This is a genomic window from Celeribacter ethanolicus, assembly GCF_002407265.1.
GTDB classification, from domain to species: domain Bacteria; phylum Pseudomonadota; class Alphaproteobacteria; order Rhodobacterales; family Rhodobacteraceae; genus Celeribacter; species Celeribacter ethanolicus.
In genome coordinates this window covers 3,917,891-3,934,232 of record NZ_CP022196.1, presented here as the reverse complement: position 1 = coordinate 3,934,232, position 16,342 = coordinate 3,917,891, and the positions used below count along the sequence as shown (strand labels likewise).

Sequence of the window (16,342 nt, the reverse complement as noted above, 5' to 3'; positions counted from 1 at the left end):
GACGACGATGTTCTCTATCCGCCAGACCTCCCCGAAATCTGCCCTGCGTCGCCTCCTGCAGCGCTTTTCCCGCGACGAGGCCGGATCGGTCGCCATTGAGGCCCTGATCGTCGCCCCGGCGCTGATCTTCACGCTGATGGCCTGCTACACCTTCTTCTCCGCCTTCGAGGCCAAGGCCCGCGCGAACAAGGCCAATTACACCATCTCCGATTACATCTCGCGGCAAACCGACACGATCGACGACACCTTCATGGGGGGGCTCGCCGATCTCTACCGCTTCCTCAACAACGACGGCGACATCGACATGCGGGTCTCCGCCGTCCAGTTCGTCATCGACCAAGATGAAAACGAGAGCTTCAAGCTGGTCTGGTCCTATGCCACCGGCGGTTATGAGAAACTCACCGACATCACTCTCGTCGACATCGAGGAACGCCTGCCACTCATGGCCGATGGCGAAGAGGTGATCGTGGTGGAAACCCAGCGCGGCTGGGTCGCGCCCTTCAACGCCATCCTGAGCGAAATGGATTTCGAGGACATCGTCACCACCAAACCGCGGTTCGCCTCGCAGGTGATCTATGACGACGGCACCGAAGTGATCAACGATGCCACTCATGAGGATTCCGACGACAGCGATGTCGACACCGGCGGCACCTCGACCGGCTCGAACAGCAGCGGCTGGGGCTCCGACCGTTACGGCGGCGGCGGCTATTACTGGTGGTGGTGAGCCTTACAGCTCGCGCCTCAGTCCAGCCGTCCCATGCCGCCGATACGGGCCGCAATCACATCGGCCATCGCCTTGCCCTGCCCCGCCGGCGTCACACCGCCGACGCCCAGCCTGCGACCGAACCGCCACCACAGCCCCGGCGCCCAGACCCGACTGCCCGGGGTTTTTAGCCGGATCAGAAATCCGTTCGACGGCTTGAAGGCAAAGGTGCCGCGTTCGACCTTCTCGATCTCGTCGAGACGGCAGAGCACCCGCCCGCCCTCTTCGCGCAGATCCGCCTCGGTCAGCACAAGCCGCACGCCCGTCGCCACCCAGAGCCGCCACGCGACCCAGAGCACCGCCGCCGCCATCACAACCAGCAGGGCCATCCAGCCCGCCGTCATCTCTTCGGCCCCGAGGGCCACGCGCAGCAACAAGGCCCCCAGCACGCCCAGAAGCGCCACCGCGCTCATCCGCCGCGCGGGCGAAGGTGTCAGGCTCAGATCGGTTCCGCTCGTCATGGCACACTCCTAAAAGACCCCTCCGCTTTAGCCCGCCCTCGCCCGAAGGGAAAGCCGCATTGTCCCCGCCTCCGCCAAAGGCTAAACTCGCCCGGCAACCGCAGCCGGATCCCTTCATGACGCAGCTCGCCCTTCGCCGCACTCTTCTCGCCCTGCCCCTGGTCGCGCTGCCCCTCGTCGCGCTGATCGGCTGCGCTCAGACCCCGGACCTCTCCGACCGGCTCGCACCCGTCGACACCGCGCTGCCCTGGCCCTCGCTGATCGCCTCGCCGTCGCAAACCGGCTTTGAGGATGCCGCAAGCGCCGATGAACTTGCGCAGGAGACCCGTGCGACGCTGGCCCGCGCCGAAGCGCTCCGCGCCCGGGCAGAGACGCTCGCGAACGACCCCGTGTTCGCCACGGACGACCAGACCGAGCCCCTGCCCCCGCTTGTAACCGGAAACTGAGCCCGGCAACGGCGGGCAGTTGCACGCCCCCGCATTCGCCGCTATCACGACGGACAGGTTTTTCAACACATCCTCGAGCGGAGCCCCACATGCCGAAATCTACGTCTTCCCAAGCCCCCCTGCGCCTCGGCATTGCAGGTCTTGGCACCGTCGGCGTGGGCGTCATCAAGATCATCCAGCGCAAGGCCAATCTGATCGCCGAGCGCAGCGGTCGGCCCGTGGTGATCACCGCCGTCTCCGCCCGCTCGCGCGACAAGGACCGCGGTGTCGATATTTCCGGTTACGCCTGGGAAGACGATCCGGTCGCGCTTGCACTGCGGGACGACGTCGATGTCTTCGTCGAGCTGATGGGCGGTTCCGACGGCCCCGCCAAGGCCGCGACCGAGGCCGCGCTCGCCGTCGGCAAGGATGTCGTCACCGCCAACAAGGCCATGCTCGCCCATCACGGCCAGATGCTCGCCGAGAAGGCCGAGGCGAAAGGCGCCGTGCTGCGCTATGAGGCCGCCGTCGCGGGCGGCATTCCAGTGATCAAGGCCCTGACCGAAGGTCTCGCGGGCAACCGGATCGAGCGCATCGCCGGTGTCATGAACGGCACCTGCAACTACATCCTGACCCGGATGGAGAACGAGGGCCTCACCTATGACGAGGTCTTCGCCGCCGCCAAGGCGCTTGGCTATCTCGAAGCCGACCCGACGCTCGACGTCGGCGGCATCGACGCCGGGCATAAACTTGCCCTTCTGGCCGCCATCGGCTTTGGCACGCAGGTGGATTTCGATAATATGGTGCTCGAAGGCATCGAGCGGATCACCATCGAAGACATCCGCCACGCCGCCGATATGGGCTATCGCATCAAGCTTCTGGGCGTCGCCCAGATGACAGGTCGCGGGCTTGAACAACGCATGACCCCCTGCCTCGTCCCCGCGCTCTCGCCGCTGGGACAGCTCGAAAACGCCACCAACATGGTGGTGCTCGAAGGCGACGAGGTCGGCCAGATCGTGCTGCGTGGCGCCGGGGCTGGTGAAGGCCCCACCGCCTCCGCCGTGATGTCCGACGTGCTCGACATCGCCCGCGGCATCCGTATCCCGACCTTTGGCGTCCCCGCCGCCGCCCTCGAAAAGGCCACCCCTGCCGTCGCCGCCACCCCCGCGCCGTTCTACCTGCGAATGTCGCTTCTGGACAAACCCGGCGCGCTGGCGAAAATCGCCGCAGCGCTGGGCGATGCGGGCGTGTCCATCGACCGGATGCGGCAATACGGTCAGGACGCCAATCCCGAGGTGGCTCCCGTGCTGATCGTCACCGATGCCACCTCGCGCGCCTCGCTCGACGCCGCCCTCGAAGGCATGAAAGCGACCGCCGTTCTGGCCTCGGAGCCGGTCGCGATCCGCATCGAAAACGTCTGATCCCGCCCGCTCCGGCAGAATTCAGAGGGTCCGCTCAGGCGGGCCCTTTTTATGTTTCCATGGAAAACGTCATGCTGTTGACGTGAAATTGTTACGCCGCGACAAGACGTTAGCGCAAACAACCCATCTGTTAGCGCGCACAGCTCCGCACCCGCCTTGCCCCGCCCCGGAACATGTGGTCATGAAGAGGGGCAGAAATTTCCGTCCGCCCGAAAAGGACCCGTAAGACACATGTCGCAAGCCCCCAATTTCTTTGACCGTATGCTCTCCCTTGGCCTCGCCCGCGTGGCCGAACAGGCCGCCATCGCCTCCGCCGATTACGTCGGCCACGGCGATGAGAAGGCCGCCGATCAGGCCGCCGTCAACGCCATGCGCGATCAGCTCAACAAGCTCGACATCCAGGGCGTCGTGGTGATCGGCGAAGGCGAGCGTGACGAAGCCCCCATGCTCTACATCGGCGAGAATGTCGGCAACGGCAACGGTCCCGCCGTGGACATCGCCCTCGACCCGCTCGAAGGCACCACGCTCACCGCGAAAGACATGCCCAACGCGCTGACCGTGATCGCCATGGCGCCGCGCGGCACACTGCTGCACGCGCCCGACGTCTACATGGACAAACTGGCGATCGGGCCGGGCTATCCGAAAGACGTCGTGTCGCTGGACATGACCCCGACCGAGCGCGTCGAAGCGCTGGCCAAGGCCAAAGGCGTCGCGCCGAAAGACATCACGCTCTGCGTGCTCGAACGCCCGCGTCACGAAGAGATGCTGGCCGAGCTCCGCGCCACCGGCGCCGCGATCCGCATGATCACCGATGGTGACGTCGCCGGTGTCATCCACTGTGCCGAGCCGACCACCGGCATCGACATGTACATGGGCTCCGGCGGTGCGCCCGAGGGTGTGCTCGCCGCCTCCGCGCTGAAATGCATGGGCGGTCAGATGTGGGGCAAGCTGTTGTTCCGCAACGACGACGAACGTGGCCGCGCCGCCAAGGCGGGGATCACCGATCTCGACAAGATCTACTGCCGCGATGAACTCGTTACCTCCGACGTGATCTTCGCCGCCACCGGCGTGACCAACGGCTCCATCGTGCATGGCATCAAGCGCGAACCCGGCTTCCTCACCACAGAAACCATCCTGATGCGCTCGAAAACCGGCTCGATCCGTCGCATGACCTACCGCAACCCGACGACGCCGCGTCACGACTGATCGCAAACGCGCACCGGGCATCGCCCATCTGCGCGACGGCGAGAAGAAACGCTCCCGCCAGTCCGACACTGGCGGGAGTTGTTATATGCGCTGTGCCAGACCGACACTTAGCCCGGCCTTATGGCAGCGATACCGATAACGGTCGTATCAACTCTGTGATGCATCCCAACAGCGCGTTTGCATCCGCCCTCTGCCTCGGCGATATACTGGGCCCATGACCGATTTTCTCAATGTCTCCGCCTCGCTCACTGGCCGCCGCTGGATCGGCCCCACCGCCGATCTCGACCGTCAGGCGGAGCTTCTGGTGCAACAGACCCGCCTGCCTCTGGCACTGTGCCAGACCCTCGCCCGGCGCGGAGTGACGCCCGATGAGGCGGCGCAATTCCTCGACCCGAAGCTCAAGGAGTTGCTGCCCGATCCCCTGACCCTCAAGGACATGGGCGTGGCTGCCACGCGCTTTCTCACGGCGGCAAAACGCGGCGAAAACATCGCGGTTTTCGCAGATTACGATGTGGATGGCGGCACCTCGGCGGCACTTCTGATCACCTGGTTGCGCCAGATGGGGCGTCCCGCGACGCTCTACATCCCCGACCGCATCGACGAAGGCTATGGCCCCAACGAGCCCGCCATGGAGGCGCTTGCCCGCGACCACGACCTGATCGTCTGTGTCGACTGCGGCACACTCTCCCATGACGCCATCGCCGCCGCCATAGGGGCCGATGTGATTGTTCTCGACCACCACCTGGGCGGGGAAACCCTGCCCGACTGTGTCGCCGTGGTGAACCCAAACCGTCAGGACGAAAGCGGCGATCTGGCGCATCTCTGCGCCGCCTCCGTCGTCTTTCTCATGCTGGTCGAAGTCGGGCGGCAAATGCGCGCCGAGGGGCAAAAAGGCCCCGATCTCATGGCCATGCTTGATCTCGTCGCACTCGCCACCGTCGCCGATGTCGCGCCCCTGATCGGTGTCAACCGTGCCCTCGTCCGTCAGGGCCTCAAGGTCATGGCCCGGCGCGACCGGATCGGTTTGCGCGCGCTCGCAGATGTATCCCGCATGGACACTGCCCCCACCTCCTATTCCCTCGGCTTTCTTTTGGGCCCCCGGATCAACGCCGGCGGGCGGATCGGCGCTGCGGATTTGGGCGCACGACTGCTCTCCACCGAAGACCCGCATGAGGCACAGGCCCTCGCCGAACGGCTCGACGCGCTCAACACCGAGCGCCGTGACATCGAAAGCGCCGTGCGCGACGACGCGCTGTTGCAGGCCGAACAGCGCGGCCTCGACGCCCCGCTCGTCTGGGCCGCAGGCGATGGCTGGCACCCCGGCGTGGTCGGCATCGTCGCCTCGCGTCTCAAGGAAGCCACCAACCGCCCCGCCGTCGTCATCGGCTTTGACGAGGACGGCATCGGCAAGGGCTCCGGTCGCTCCGTCTCCGGCGTCGATCTCGGCGCCTCCATTCAACGCCTCGCCGCCGAAGGGCTTTTGGTCAAGGGCGGCGGGCACAAGATGGCCGCGGGCCTCACCGTGATGCGCGACCGGCTTGAGCCCGCGATGGAACGCCTCTCCGAACTTCTCGCCAAACAGGGCGCTGGCGCGATGGGGCCATCCGACCTGAAACTCGACGGCCTCCTGATGCCCGGCGCCGCCACGCCGGAGTTGATCGCACAGCTTGAAGCCGCCGGCCCCTATGGTGCCTCCGCCCCCGCCCCGCGCTTCGCCTTCCCCGCATGCGCGATTCATTTCGCCAAGCGGGTCGGCTCGAACCACCTGAAAGTGACCTTCTCCGAAGGTCAGGGGCCGCGTCTCGACGCCATCTGTTTCGGCGCTTTCGACGGCCCGCTCGGCCCCGCGCTCGAACGCCATGGTGGCGCGCGTTTCCACCTCGCGGGCAAGCTCGAGCTCAACACATGGGGAGGGCGGCAATCCGTCCAACTGCGCCTCGAAGATGCCGCCGAAGCCTGATTTCGCGTATGAAATCCCCCCTGTCAAAAAAACTGCAAAATTCTGTGAGAATCCCTCTTGCGCCCCTCGCGCGCATCTCATAAACACCCGCTCACGCCAAGCGCGGTCCGTTCGTCTATCGGTTAGGACGCCAGGTTTTCAACCTGGAAAGAGGGGTTCGATTCCCCTACGGACTGCCACTTCCCCCCGATATATGCCTGTTTCCAGCCTGTCCAAACGCCTCTGTTGTGCTTTGAGCCATGAGTGGCCTGCGGAGAACCATGACCTGTGTGGCAGGGCCGGATTGTCTACCGCGTTGCATCGGCGGATGCGCACCCCGCTCTTCGCGGAGTGGCATGTGCTTTGAAGTAAGCCGGGGCGACTGTCCTGCAGACTTCGACATTCTCAGTGCATTCCGGCGCAAAAGGTCATGCATCTTGGCGGAGCGGTTTTGGCGCACAGTGCCCGTCAATTCTCTGCGATGCCCCAAGTGGCAGCTCGGACATGGAGATAATGGATGACGCAACAGCGGACTGCGACCGTGGCGGCCGTAAGATAGAAATTTGAGTGGGGAAAGTGGCAGTCCGTAGGGGAATCGAACCCCTCTTTCCAGGTTGAAAACCTGGCGTCCTAACCGATAGACGAACGGACCGCGCTTGGCGTGAGCGGGTGTTTATGAGATGCGCGCGAGGGGCGCAAGAGGAAAATGTGCGAAACCTGCATTTCCTGAGCAGCCATCCCACATGTCCCGCGCAAACCACGCGCAGACAGGCCCCGGATGGTCTGCAAACCGCGTGCAGATTGAGCGGTCAGCCCCTCACCCGATGCTCGACGGGGTCATTGACATGGTCGCTCACATGACCCTTGTGAACCTTGGGATCGAACATGGTTGCCTGCGCACGGCCCTCATATTTAGAACTGTAGAGCGCCAGATCCGCATCGTGAATCATCACATCGGCATTGGGCGTCTCATAGAACTCGGTCGTCGTGACGCCCACGGAGCCGGAAATCCGGCACAGCTCATCCTGATAGGGGATCGGCTCCTCGAGCCGCGTGATGATGCGTTCCGCCGTGCGCATAAGCCCGTCGTGCTCCATGAACTTGTTGAAGATCAGGATGAATTCATCCCCGCCCACGCGCGCGACCATGTCGTCACCCCGGGTCTCTTCGAGCAGAATCTTCGCCACCCGCTGCAATACCGTGTCCCCCGCCGCATGGCCCAGCGTGTCATTGACCGATTTGAAGTAATCGAGATCGAGATGCATGATCGCAAACGGCACACTCGAGCGCAGCATCCGCTCCATCACATGATCCATCGCCCGGCGGTTCTTCAGCCCGGTGAGCGTATCGGTATAGGCCTGTTCCTCGGCGGCGACCTTGGCGCCTTGCAGACGGGCGTTGAGCTGTTTCGTTTCCTCGAGGACGGCCGACTTCGCCTCCACCAGATAGAGCATCTCGATCGCAAGATCGGTATGGGCGAAATCCCCCGAGGTCAGCCGGTAATCCGCCACCGCATCGACGATCGAAATTCCGAAGGACAGGTTCAACAGGTTCAGCCCGGTGCCCGGGATCTCCGCCGCCATGCCCTTGAGCGGCGTGGAAATCCCCGTGAGAAAATTCAGATAGAGCTTCGTCCCCAGCGGGATCGGCCCCGCGCCGCTGCCCCGTCCGTTGTCGCGCACGGAAAACACATCGGCGATCTGCGCTCCGATCAGGCACGCCGGATCGCGCAGCTTCGCCAGCGTCGGCGCGACATAACGGATCACGCCGGCATCGTCATACATCAGGCTCATCGGCATGAAGGCGACCAAAGAAGCTGGATCGAATCTCATCTCTCTCAAGGTTCACCCCCGATCCGCTCGGACAGTTCAAAGGCCCGGCCCTCGGCATAGGCGGCCTCCAGCAGGTTGATGGTGATGATCTCTTCGCCAGAATCCATCCAGCCCTGATGTTCGAGGAACACCAGCGCACCGTAATCGTCCGCCATCGCCCGCATCACCCCCACCATCGCATAGCCGAACCCCGGCATCGAACTGAGGCAACTGAGCCGGAACGTGCCGTCGCCATTGTCCTCGACCCGCAAGGTCGGCATCTCGAGATCCGGCAGGGCCAGTTTCGCCCGCCCTTCCAGATCGTTGAGCGAGAACAGGAATTCCGTGAAATTCTCACCGCCGAAGCGCAACAACCGGCGGATCGCTTCGACATTCGGATGCGACACGAGATAGGTTCCGAGATCCTCGAGAAAGGTTTCGACAGGCTTGTGCAACTGGCGTGCCGCCCGCCCCAACACGTCGATCGTCAACTGGTCGGGATAGCTCAGCATGGCCTCGAAATTGTCAAATCCGAGATCGGCGCTTTCCGCCACCGCCTGCCAGGTCGCCCCCCCGTATGTATCGCGCATGAAGCACTGAATCGCGCGATTGATCATCCCATGCATGACGGCCATGTCTCCCAGTACCACTTGTGGGAGTGTTACGACCTGTCCCTTAAGAAATTACCAATACTGCCGAAACAGTGTCCGCCATCTTCCTAAAATTAATCCGATTTCTGGTACTTTTTGCGAAATTCTACCGCCCGGACAACCACTCCGGCAGGTCCGCGACACTGCCCAGAACCACCTCCGCATAGGGCGCAAGCGCCGCCGCACCCGCCACACCGGTCAGCACCGCCACCGGGATCATCCCGGCCCGCGCCGCCGCCTCCAGATCGTGCAGACTGTCGCCCACCATGACACAGGCCCCGGCGCTCACGCCCAGCCGATCTGCCGCACCAAGGCACGGGCCCGGCTCCGGTTTGCCGCCGAACCCGCTGTCATAGCCCACCACCGTGCCGAAAAACTCCGCCACGCCCATCCTGCGCAGATGATCGTGCCCCGCCGCCTCGAAATCGTTGGTTACGACGCCAAGCGCCAGTCCGCGCGCCCGCAATGCCGCACAGGTCGTGGCCAGCCCCGCCACCGGGGCCGGGACGAAGGCCGCCGGGTCCGGCTCCAGCCAGGACAGGAGTCGATCCGGCGCGGCTTCGGGGAAAAACGGGCTGAGCAGGTCCAGAACCTCCTGCGGCGTGCCCGCGATCACGGCGCTGTCCGGGTGAAACCTCTGCACCCCGCGGTCGAATCCCAACGCCTCGGCCACGGCAGCGCTCAGCCCCGCATCCGCACCGCAGATCCGCGCGATCACCGAGGCCGCCCAAGGCCCCCAGCTCTCCTGAAAATCCATCAACGTGCCGTCCTTGTCGAACAGCACCGCCCCAATCTCGCTCCCGATTTCGCGCATACCCCGGCCTCAGGTCCAGTTGATCTGCGCCCCACCCGGCAGGGCCTGACGCGCGCGCATCGGCTCATACGGATCAAGCCCCGTGGCCGCCGCACAGGCATTGACCCAATCGTCGTCCATGGTCACGAAATCGAGAACCGCCGTGAGGATCTCGACCTCTCCGGCCCGGGCCATCAACTCGCCCGCAGAAATGCCGCTAGAGCCCAGAAACACCGGAAAAATCTCTTCTTCCGAGGCCAGCCAGGCCAGAACTTTCAGGCCGATGACCTCGGCGGATTCCTGCTGCATCTGGGGATAACTCCAAAGGGTTGGAAACACTTTCTTAACCTTTGTGACCGAAATTATTAACCAGACGCAACACCAGAACCACAACAAAAATCAAATGCGGCATGGCGCTCTCCCCCAAAGCCGCAGCCAAAAAGGAACCCCGATGGCGGGCAGAATTCTGATCGCTGACAACGTGCCGACCAACAGGATCATCCTCAAGGTCAAGCTCGCGTCCGCCTTCTACGACGTCTCCCAGGCCACAACCGGCACGGCGACGCTCGCACAGGCGCGCGCAGAGCGGCCCAACCTCATTCTCCTCGATGTCGATCTCGGCGACATGTCGGGCTTCGAGACCTGCGCCCGGCTCAAAGCCGACCCGCTGACCGCGCATATTCCCGTCGCCATCCTCACCCCCGCGCAAAACCCCGAAGCCAAGATCGCGGCGCTCAAGGTCGGTGCCGACGAGGTGCTGTCGAAACCGCTTGACGAATTGACCCTCACCGCGCGGGTTCGCGCCCTGATGCGCGCCTCCGCCACCTCCGAAGAGCTGCGCCGCCGCAACGAGACCGCCCGCGCGCTGGGGTTTTCCGAAGCGCAAAGCCAGTACGAGACTCCCGGAAAGATCGCTCTGATCGGAGCGACCACCGAGGAGGCGATGAGCTGGCGCGCCGGGCTCAAGGGCATGGTGCATGACGAGATTGCCATCGAACGCGCCGATCACCTGCTCGAAACCATCTATCATGGCGAGATTGCCGATCTCTACGTGATCTCCACCCGCGCCGGAGGCGACGGGCTGCGACTGATCTCCGATCTGCGCGCCCGCGAAGCCACCCGTGGCGCCGGGATCGTCGTCGTGCATGGGGGGCAAGACCGGCGCGAGGCGCTGATGGCGCTCGATCTCGGGGCCAACGATCTGATCGCCCGCGGTGCCGACCCCGAAGAAATGGCCCTGCGCCTGCGCAGCCAGATGCGGCGCAAGAAGGAAACCGACCTGCTCAAACTCACCCTCGACGAGGGGCTCCGCCTCGCCACCCGCGACAAGCTCACCGGGCTTTACAACCGGCATTATGCCCTGCCCCATCTCGACAAGATCGCTCGCGAAGCCCGCGCAACCGGCCAGCATTTCGCCCTCATGCTGATCGACATCGACCGGTTCAAATCCGTCAACGACACCTGGGGCCATGCCACGGGCGACGCGGTTCTGATCGAAGTGGCCAGACGGCTCGCGGACAATCTCCGCGGCATGGATCTGGTGTCGCGCTTCGGCGGTGAGGAATTCCTGATCTGCATGCCGATGACCTCTCTGATGGAGGCCCGCGCCGTCGCCGAACGGCTGCGTGCCGGGATTTGTGCCCGTCCGGCTGCAATCGCCCCCGACACGACCCCGATCAGCGTTTCCGTCTCCATCGGCCTCGCCATGGGGGGCGATCAGGGCGCCGCGACACCCGATATCGACACGCTTCTGGCCATCGCCGACCGCGCGCTTTACGCCGCCAAGGCCGAAGGCCGCAACCAGGTCACGCTGGGTTCTTACGCCGCCTGACGACGGCGCACATCCACCTGATCTTGCCATGACACGTCCGCTCTGCCAGCATGATCTGCACATGCTCGCAAAGCCCTCTTGTCACGTCTGGACCCGACATGATGCAACGCCTGACCGGCCTTCTCCTTCTCACGCTCTGCCCGGCGGCCAGCTTCGCCTTTTCGCCGCTGGAGCGCATGATCCTTGAGGAGTTGACCTGTGAGCGCGCACCAAACTCTCTCGCCATCCTGCGCAACCTGTCGGACAACGGACAAATCACCCCCGGCGACAACCTCGGATATGACAGTCTGAGTTGCTGGAAGATCGTGGGGGGCCTCACCCTCGCCGGAATGCCCTTCGAGAGCCTTTGCGTCTACGAAGAATCCCCCTCGCTGCAGGCCAGCCATCCCGAATTTTATTATCGCGGCCCCGGCACGTCTCCGGGTCAAACCCTCTCTCTCGGCTCTTCCGAGAGCGCCGACGCCCTGTCCGATTGGTATCTGGAGATTTTCGGCCCGCGCAATATCTACACCGCCATTGCCGAGGGCGAGGAGACGACGCTCCAAACGCTCAGCGAAGTGAGCTGTACCGACTGGATGCTGCCCCGGCCCCGCGACTGAGACGTGCAAAAGCGCCCCTCAGGGCGCTTTTTCCATTCTCAGCGGCCCGGACTATTTCCCGGCCCGCGCGCGCCCTGTTCATGCGGTCGGTGCGGCGGGTTACGCAGCATCTCCTCGAGCCGTTCGGCATAGGCCTGACGTTCCTGCGCGCTCATCTCCGCGATCTGCTGCGCCACGAGGCGGGCGCCGATCTGTTGGCCGCGAGCAAATTCCTTTTGCTGTTCGGAGAGCAGCGTCTCGAACCCGGCCGCGTCGAAATCGTCCGCCTTGAGCGCCGTGATCATCGCGCCGAACATCGCGCCCACCTTGGCCCGCGCGGCTCTCGGATCGCCCGCGCTGCGCGCAAATTCACGCCCCAGCGCCCGCCGGTCCTCGGTCTCAAGCGCCCCGACAAAAGGCCCAAAGCCGAAATCGCGCGCCTGCAAGGTCCGCGCCCGGTCCATGCCCGCATTCCAGCGCAACACCGCACCGCCGACGATCCCGAGGATCGCGACATTCAGCGCCAGGGACAGCACAAGCACGATGCGGCTCCAGTGCACGCCCTTGCCCGGCGCCGTGCTGGGGTTTTGTTCATCCGTCATCGCTTATCCTTCCGCCGCCAGTTCGTAAAAGCTCGGGAGCAGCGCGTCGATCCCGTATTCGCTCGTCGCCGTGTCATAGGCTTCCGTGCCGGATACATAGGATCCTGTCGCAAGAACGGTCACCGCAGACGGGGCTCCAAGCCCGATCGCAAGCCCCGCGACACCTGCCGTCGCAAGCCCGGCCACCGCACGCCAGCCGCCCAGCGCCGCCACCATGGCCGCCATCAGCGGGTGACGCTGTTTCGCAGGGGCACGCAGCGCCGCAAGCCGTGCCGCCTCGGCGGCCTCGCGTGCCATGATCTCCGCCTCGGCATCGGCGAGGACGCGTTCCATCAGCCCGCCAGACGGCAGCACGGTCTCGTGCCGCATGTCGGCAAAAAGCGCCTCCAGCTCCCGTTCCGGAAACTCAACCGTCCGTTTGTCGTCACGATCCGTCATTTTCGAACCCCAATATCTCGCGTTGCAACGCCAAAGCCGCCGCCAGCGCCCTCTTGCCGCGCGCGGTCAGACTTTCGACCGCCTCGACACTGATCTCCAGAACCTCGGCAATCTCCGGATTGCCCAATCCCTCGATATGTCTCAACACCACCGCTTCACGTTGCCGGTCTGGCAACTGATCCAGCGCGGCCTGCAACGCATCGACCCTCTGACGCTGCATCAGCACCGCATCCTGCGAAGGCCGTCCGTCTTCCGGCTCGGCGATCTCGTCGAGCCCCTTGCTGCGCCGCTTGCGCAGCCGGTCGGTGCACAGGTTGGTCACGACCCGATAGAGCCATGTCGTCACCTGCGCCTCGCCCTGCCGCCACTCCGGCGCGATCTTCCAAAGCCGCAACATGGCGTCCTGCGCCACATCCTCCGCCTCTTCGCGATCCTTCAGAAGCCGGGCGGCATAGCCCACAACCCGTGGCGTCAGCCGAAGGGTCAACGCGCGCGCCGCCGCCCTGTCGCCATTGCCGAAGGCAACGAGCAGGGCTTCGTCGGAAACATCATTGAGGGCGTCGAAGGGCATGGTCATCACCGGTTCTGCGTAGCGCATACGTCGCGGCAGGTCCATCGCGCGCTCGATCGGGGACGCACCCGCCCCCGATCCGCTCACGTGACGGCTCAGTTGCCGTCGGCCTCAGGTGCATCCACCGGGGCTTGCTGGCCATACATAGGGCCGTAGCCCTGGCCGTTCATCGGGCCGTATCCCTGACCGTAGCCCATGCCGGGCTGACCATACATCGGGCCATAGCCCTGGCCGTAGCCCATTCCCGGCTGCCCCTGCATCGGACCATAACCCTGACCGTTCATCGGACCGTAGCCCTGGCCGGAACCTTGGCCATACATCGGGCCATAGCCCATCCCCGGCTGGCCCTGCATCGCACCATAGCCCTGACCGTTCATCGGACCGTAGCCCATGCCCGGATGGCCCATCATGCCCATATGGCCTTGCTGCATCTGGCCCCTCATCTGACCGCCCATGCGGCCCTGTTTGCCCTGCATCTGACCACCTTGGCGGCCCTGCATCCAGCGGGTCATCATCGACAGTTCTTCTTCGCTCAGCGCCCCGTCATTGTCGCGGTCGAGACGGTCAAAAATCGTGCCCGCCCCGGGTCCCTGCATTTCCTCGGCGCTCAACACGCCGTCGCCGTCGGCGTCGCGAGCCTCAAGCATCGCCGTCGCGCGCGCCTTCATCTGTTCGGCACGCCGAGCTTCCTGTCGGGCATAAAGCTCATCCGCGTCGACGGTACCGTCACCGTTGCTGTCAACCGTGGCGAATTGCGCCGCGCGGAAGGCGTCGATTTCCTCCTGGGTGATCTTGCCGTCTTCATCGGCATCGACCGTCGTGAAATCGAAATCCGGACCGAAGGGACCAAAGCCCCGCTGACCGTTCATCTGACCACCCATCTGACCGGTCGCGCATCCCATGCGCGCCATCCGGTCCTTTTGCCCCATGCCCGCAGCCATCGCCACGGTGGTGCCGCCCAGAACAGCGATCACTGCAACGGCGGAAACAATGCTTTTACGTTTCATGTCTTTCATCCTCTCAAGGCTACCCTTGCGCGGTCGTGTCGAACTCCCCTTCAAACCGCGCTTTCAGGAATACAAACGCGCCATCTCCCGGTTTCCGTCGCCTCCTCCGGCGAAAACCCGCATCAAACCCGCATCACGGCGTCGTGAACGGTAGCTTTGCCGCCGAAAACATGTCAGCCTGCCCGTGGAGGAGAGCGCGACGGGCCCCGCGCGCGACATCGCGCCGCAAGGACAATCCGCGCGGCACGTTCGATTGTGCTATCCTTTAGACTTCGCCCGAACCGCACATGAAGGCGCGCACCAGATGACTGATCTTTCTCACGGCTACATGGCCGCACAGACCTCCCCCTCCGATTGCGAGCGCGAATTGCGCCCCGCGTTGACACGCGGCTGGAAACGCCGTTGCCCCTGTTGCGGCGGAGGGCCGATGATGAAGGGCTACCTGACCGTGCGTGACGAATGCCCGGTCTGTGGCGAAGACCTGTCGCATCACCGCGCCGATGACGGGCCGGCCTATCTCACCATCCTGATCGTCGGCCACCTGATGGCGCCGCTTCTCGGCTGGGTCTTCGTCGCCTTCCGTCCCGATCCTCTGGTGCTGGTCGCGATCTTCGCCACCGGCACGGTCGCGCTCTCGCTCTATCTCCTGCCGCGCCTCAAGGGGATGATCGTCGCCTTCCAATGGGCGAAACGCATGCACGGATTTGGTGACGAAGATGCGTGACGGCACGCCCGATCCGCGAGCGGCAAAATCCTATGCCCTCGCGCGCCACGACGGTCAGACGGACAAGCTCGGCATCGCCTATCGGCACCATCTCGAAGACGTCGCGAATCGCGTCTCGTCCTGCTCTGCGGTCATCCGTTGCACCGCATGGCTGCATGACTGTGTCGAGGACACCGGTGCCACACTGGACGAGATCGACGCCCGGTTCGGCCCAAAGGTCCGCGCCGCGGTCGGCGCCATGACCAAACGCGACGGCGAGGACTATCTTCGCGATTACCTGCCACGCCTGATGCGCAATCCCGATGCGGTCCAGGTCAAAATCGCCGACGCCGCGCACAATCTCGGCAAGGCGCATCTCTTGGCGGAGACAGATCCGGAACGCGCCCGGGCTTTTGACGCAAAATACCGGCACGTCCTCGACACGCTCGGGGCCCCCTCCGCGACGCCGGAGCGACTGGTCTTCCGCGACGGAGCCTGGCACAGCTTCCCGGCCTGAGCCCGCCCGCTCAGAGCGCCTTTTCATAATGAATGCGCTGATATCCATCGCTCTCGCCGCGATGGGTCTCGTGATATCCAAGCTTGGGATAAAGCGCCTGCGGCCCGGCCATCACCTCATTGGTATAGACCCGCATAAGGGCCGCGCCCTCATCGCCCGCCTGCGCCTCCGCCGCTTCAATCAAACGCCGCGCAAGCCCCTGCCCCCGCGCCGTCTCCGACACCGCCAGCACATCGAGCATCATCGCCCCGTCTTCCTCGGGATAGATGAAGACCACCCCCAAAACCGCCGCGCCCCGGACCGCAACCGTCACCCGCCCCCGCGCCACGATCTCCGCATAATCATAAAGCGCGGGCGCCGGCGGCTTGCCGATCAGCGGCGTATATTGTGCAAAGGCCGTCACCACCAGATCGGTGATCGCCGCCACATCTTCGGGCACGGCCGGGCGCAGCATCGGGGGCATCGTTTCACTCATCGCACCACTCATCCACATCGCCCGCGCCCTGTCATGGGGCCAGATCTGCTCAGAGATAGAGCCTGCCCGCGTTGCAATGGCCCTGCAACGGCCCTGTGCACCGCCGCGCGTCACGGCAGAAATTGACAGAAGCCCCGCGCGCCCGTTCTAT

Annotated in this window: 19 protein-coding genes and 2 tRNA genes; 10 read left to right on the top strand and 11 right to left on the bottom strand. The window is 64.5% G+C overall.

Annotated elements, in window-relative coordinates:
- Nucleotides 1-7 precede the first annotated feature (7 nt).
- A complete protein-coding gene (locus CEW89_RS19440) occupies nt 8-724 on the top strand; it encodes a TadE/TadG family type IV pilus assembly protein (RefSeq protein ID WP_096807018.1) in 717 nt (238 codons plus the stop codon).
- Between the two features lie 17 nt (nt 725-741).
- On the opposite strand, the gene CEW89_RS19435 is transcribed toward CEW89_RS19440, so the two are convergent.
- On the bottom strand, nt 742-1,224 hold the full coding sequence (locus tag CEW89_RS19435; RefSeq protein WP_096807017.1) for a hypothetical protein: 483 nt from the start codon (nt 1,222-1,224) through the stop codon (nt 742-744).
- 59 nt (nt 1,225-1,283) lie between these two features.
- Here CEW89_RS19435 and CEW89_RS19430 point away from each other — a divergent pair, with 59 nt between their 5' ends.
- From CEW89_RS19430 to CEW89_RS19410, 5 genes are all read left to right on the top strand, one after another.
- Complete coding sequence (locus CEW89_RS19430; protein ID WP_157779929.1) at nt 1,284-1,670, top strand: hypothetical protein; 387 nt, start codon at nt 1,284-1,286, stop codon at nt 1,668-1,670.
- 89 nt (nt 1,671-1,759) lie between these two features.
- Nucleotides 1,760-3,070, top strand: a complete 1,311-nt coding sequence (locus CEW89_RS19425; protein ID WP_066705706.1) for a homoserine dehydrogenase — start codon at nt 1,760-1,762, stop codon at nt 3,068-3,070.
- Between the two features lie 231 nt (nt 3,071-3,301).
- Nucleotides 3,302-4,276 (top strand): class II fructose-bisphosphatase, encoded by a 975-nt coding sequence (gene glpX / locus CEW89_RS19420; protein WP_066705708.1) that lies wholly within the window; start codon nt 3,302-3,304, stop codon nt 4,274-4,276.
- Between the two features lie 214 nt (nt 4,277-4,490).
- Entirely contained in the window at nt 4,491-6,236 is a 1,746-nt protein-coding gene (gene recJ / locus CEW89_RS19415; RefSeq protein WP_096807016.1) for a single-stranded-DNA-specific exonuclease RecJ, read from the top strand.
- A 104-nt stretch (nt 6,237-6,340) separates the two neighbouring features.
- A tRNA-Glu gene (locus CEW89_RS19410) sits at nt 6,341-6,415 on the top strand.
- Nucleotides 6,416-6,792: 377 nt separating this feature from the next.
- Here the strand turns inward: CEW89_RS19410 and CEW89_RS19405 are convergent.
- The 5 genes from CEW89_RS19405 to CEW89_RS19385 all read right to left on the bottom strand — a co-directional run bounded on the left by CEW89_RS19405 (nt 6,793) and on the right by CEW89_RS19385 (nt 9,778).
- A tRNA-Glu gene (locus tag CEW89_RS19405) sits at nt 6,793-6,867 on the bottom strand.
- A gap of 157 nt (nt 6,868-7,024) precedes the next feature.
- Nucleotides 7,025-8,047, bottom strand: a complete 1,023-nt coding sequence (locus tag CEW89_RS19400) for a GGDEF domain-containing protein (protein ID WP_244906108.1) — start codon at nt 8,045-8,047, stop codon at nt 7,025-7,027.
- Nucleotides 8,048-8,052: 5 nt separating this feature from the next.
- Nucleotides 8,053-8,652 (bottom strand): heme NO-binding domain-containing protein, encoded by a 600-nt coding sequence (locus tag CEW89_RS19395; RefSeq protein WP_096807310.1) that lies wholly within the window; start codon nt 8,650-8,652, stop codon nt 8,053-8,055.
- 130 nt (nt 8,653-8,782) lie between these two features.
- Nucleotides 8,783-9,490, bottom strand: coding sequence for an HAD family hydrolase (locus tag CEW89_RS19390; protein WP_096807014.1), 708 nt, complete (start codon nt 9,488-9,490; stop codon nt 8,783-8,785).
- Nucleotides 9,491-9,499: 9 nt separating this feature from the next.
- Entirely contained in the window at nt 9,500-9,778 is a 279-nt protein-coding gene (locus CEW89_RS19385; protein WP_096807013.1) for a DUF3572 domain-containing protein, read from the bottom strand.
- Nucleotides 9,779-9,920: 142 nt separating this feature from the next.
- On the opposite strand from CEW89_RS19385, the gene CEW89_RS19380 reads away from it, so the two are divergent.
- The gene (locus CEW89_RS19380) at nt 9,921-11,300 is read left to right on the top strand and encodes a diguanylate cyclase (RefSeq protein WP_198403463.1); all 1,380 of its coding nucleotides are present in this window, start codon (nt 9,921-9,923) and stop codon (nt 11,298-11,300) included.
- A 98-nt stretch (nt 11,301-11,398) separates the two neighbouring features.
- Complete coding sequence (locus CEW89_RS19375) at nt 11,399-11,899, top strand: hypothetical protein (protein ID WP_096807011.1); 501 nt, start codon at nt 11,399-11,401, stop codon at nt 11,897-11,899.
- A 38-nt stretch (nt 11,900-11,937) separates the two neighbouring features.
- Here the strand turns inward: CEW89_RS19375 and CEW89_RS19370 are convergent, their stop codons facing one another.
- The 4 genes from CEW89_RS19370 to CEW89_RS19355 form a co-directional block, all read right to left on the bottom strand.
- Nucleotides 11,938-12,480: a periplasmic heavy metal sensor gene (locus CEW89_RS19370; protein ID WP_066705721.1), complete on the bottom strand. Its 543-nt coding sequence runs from the start codon at nt 12,478-12,480 to the stop codon at nt 11,938-11,940.
- Between the two features lie 3 nt (nt 12,481-12,483).
- Entirely contained in the window at nt 12,484-12,918 is a 435-nt protein-coding gene (locus tag CEW89_RS19365; RefSeq protein WP_096807010.1) for a hypothetical protein, read from the bottom strand.
- Nucleotides 12,905-13,495: an RNA polymerase sigma factor gene (locus tag CEW89_RS19360; protein ID WP_096807309.1), complete on the bottom strand. Its 591-nt coding sequence runs from the start codon at nt 13,493-13,495 to the stop codon at nt 12,905-12,907. Before CEW89_RS19360 ends, CEW89_RS19365 begins: the two co-directional genes overlap by 14 nt.
- 89 nt (nt 13,496-13,584) lie before the next feature.
- The gene (locus CEW89_RS19355; RefSeq protein WP_198403462.1) at nt 13,585-14,496 is read right to left on the bottom strand and encodes an EF-hand domain-containing protein; all 912 of its coding nucleotides are present in this window, start codon (nt 14,494-14,496) and stop codon (nt 13,585-13,587) included.
- 304 nt (nt 14,497-14,800) lie between these two features.
- On the opposite strand from CEW89_RS19355, the gene CEW89_RS19350 reads away from it, so the two are divergent.
- Complete coding sequence (locus CEW89_RS19350; protein WP_198403461.1) at nt 14,801-15,220, top strand: DUF983 domain-containing protein; 420 nt, start codon at nt 14,801-14,803, stop codon at nt 15,218-15,220.
- Nucleotides 15,213-15,716 carry an HD domain-containing protein gene (locus CEW89_RS19345; RefSeq protein WP_066705729.1) on the top strand — a complete coding sequence of 168 codons (504 nt, stop codon included), beginning with the start codon at nt 15,213-15,215 and terminating at the stop codon, nt 15,714-15,716. Before CEW89_RS19350 ends, CEW89_RS19345 begins: the two co-directional genes overlap by 8 nt.
- Nucleotides 15,717-15,726: 10 nt before the next feature.
- Here the strand turns inward: CEW89_RS19345 and CEW89_RS19340 are convergent, their stop codons facing one another.
- Entirely contained in the window at nt 15,727-16,191 is a 465-nt protein-coding gene (locus CEW89_RS19340) for a GNAT family N-acetyltransferase (RefSeq protein ID WP_157779928.1), read from the bottom strand.
- Between the last annotated feature and the right edge of the window lie 151 nt (nt 16,192-16,342).

Excerpts from the sequence above, each read along its gene's own strand:
- CEW89_RS19440 (WP_096807018.1), top strand. The coding sequence starts at position 8 with ATGTTCTCTATCCGCCAGACCTCCCCGAAATCTGCCCTGCGTCGCCTC.
- CEW89_RS19435 (WP_096807017.1), bottom strand. The coding sequence starts at position 1,224 with ATGACGAGCGGAACCGATCTGAGCCTGACACCTTCGCCCGCGCGGCGG.
- CEW89_RS19425 (WP_066705706.1), top strand. The coding sequence starts at position 1,760 with ATGCCGAAATCTACGTCTTCCCAAGCCCCCCTGCGCCTCGGCATTGCA.
- glpX (WP_066705708.1), top strand. The coding sequence starts at position 3,302 with ATGTCGCAAGCCCCCAATTTCTTTGACCGTATGCTCTCCCTTGGCCTC.
- recJ (WP_096807016.1), top strand. The coding sequence starts at position 4,491 with ATGACCGATTTTCTCAATGTCTCCGCCTCGCTCACTGGCCGCCGCTGG.
- CEW89_RS19400 (WP_244906108.1), bottom strand. The coding sequence starts at position 8,047 with ATGAGATTCGATCCAGCTTCTTTGGTCGCCTTCATGCCGATGAGCCTG.
- CEW89_RS19395 (WP_096807310.1), bottom strand. The coding sequence starts at position 8,652 with ATGCATGGGATGATCAATCGCGCGATTCAGTGCTTCATGCGCGATACA.
- CEW89_RS19390 (WP_096807014.1), bottom strand. The coding sequence starts at position 9,490 with ATGCGCGAAATCGGGAGCGAGATTGGGGCGGTGCTGTTCGACAAGGAC.
- CEW89_RS19385 (WP_096807013.1), bottom strand. The coding sequence starts at position 9,778 with ATGCAGCAGGAATCCGCCGAGGTCATCGGCCTGAAAGTTCTGGCCTGG.
- CEW89_RS19380 (WP_198403463.1), top strand. The coding sequence starts at position 9,921 with ATGGCGGGCAGAATTCTGATCGCTGACAACGTGCCGACCAACAGGATC.
- CEW89_RS19375 (WP_096807011.1), top strand. The coding sequence starts at position 11,399 with ATGATGCAACGCCTGACCGGCCTTCTCCTTCTCACGCTCTGCCCGGCG.
- CEW89_RS19370 (WP_066705721.1), bottom strand. The coding sequence starts at position 12,480 with ATGACGGATGAACAAAACCCCAGCACGGCGCCGGGCAAGGGCGTGCAC.
- CEW89_RS19365 (WP_096807010.1), bottom strand. The coding sequence starts at position 12,918 with ATGACGGATCGTGACGACAAACGGACGGTTGAGTTTCCGGAACGGGAG.
- CEW89_RS19360 (WP_096807309.1), bottom strand. The coding sequence starts at position 13,495 with ATGACCATGCCCTTCGACGCCCTCAATGATGTTTCCGACGAAGCCCTG.
- CEW89_RS19355 (WP_198403462.1), bottom strand. The coding sequence starts at position 14,496 with ATGAAACGTAAAAGCATTGTTTCCGCCGTTGCAGTGATCGCTGTTCTG.
- CEW89_RS19350 (WP_198403461.1), top strand. The coding sequence starts at position 14,801 with ATGACTGATCTTTCTCACGGCTACATGGCCGCACAGACCTCCCCCTCC.
- CEW89_RS19345 (WP_066705729.1), top strand. The coding sequence starts at position 15,213 with ATGCGTGACGGCACGCCCGATCCGCGAGCGGCAAAATCCTATGCCCTC.
- CEW89_RS19340 (WP_157779928.1), bottom strand. The coding sequence starts at position 16,191 with ATGAGTGAAACGATGCCCCCGATGCTGCGCCCGGCCGTGCCCGAAGAT.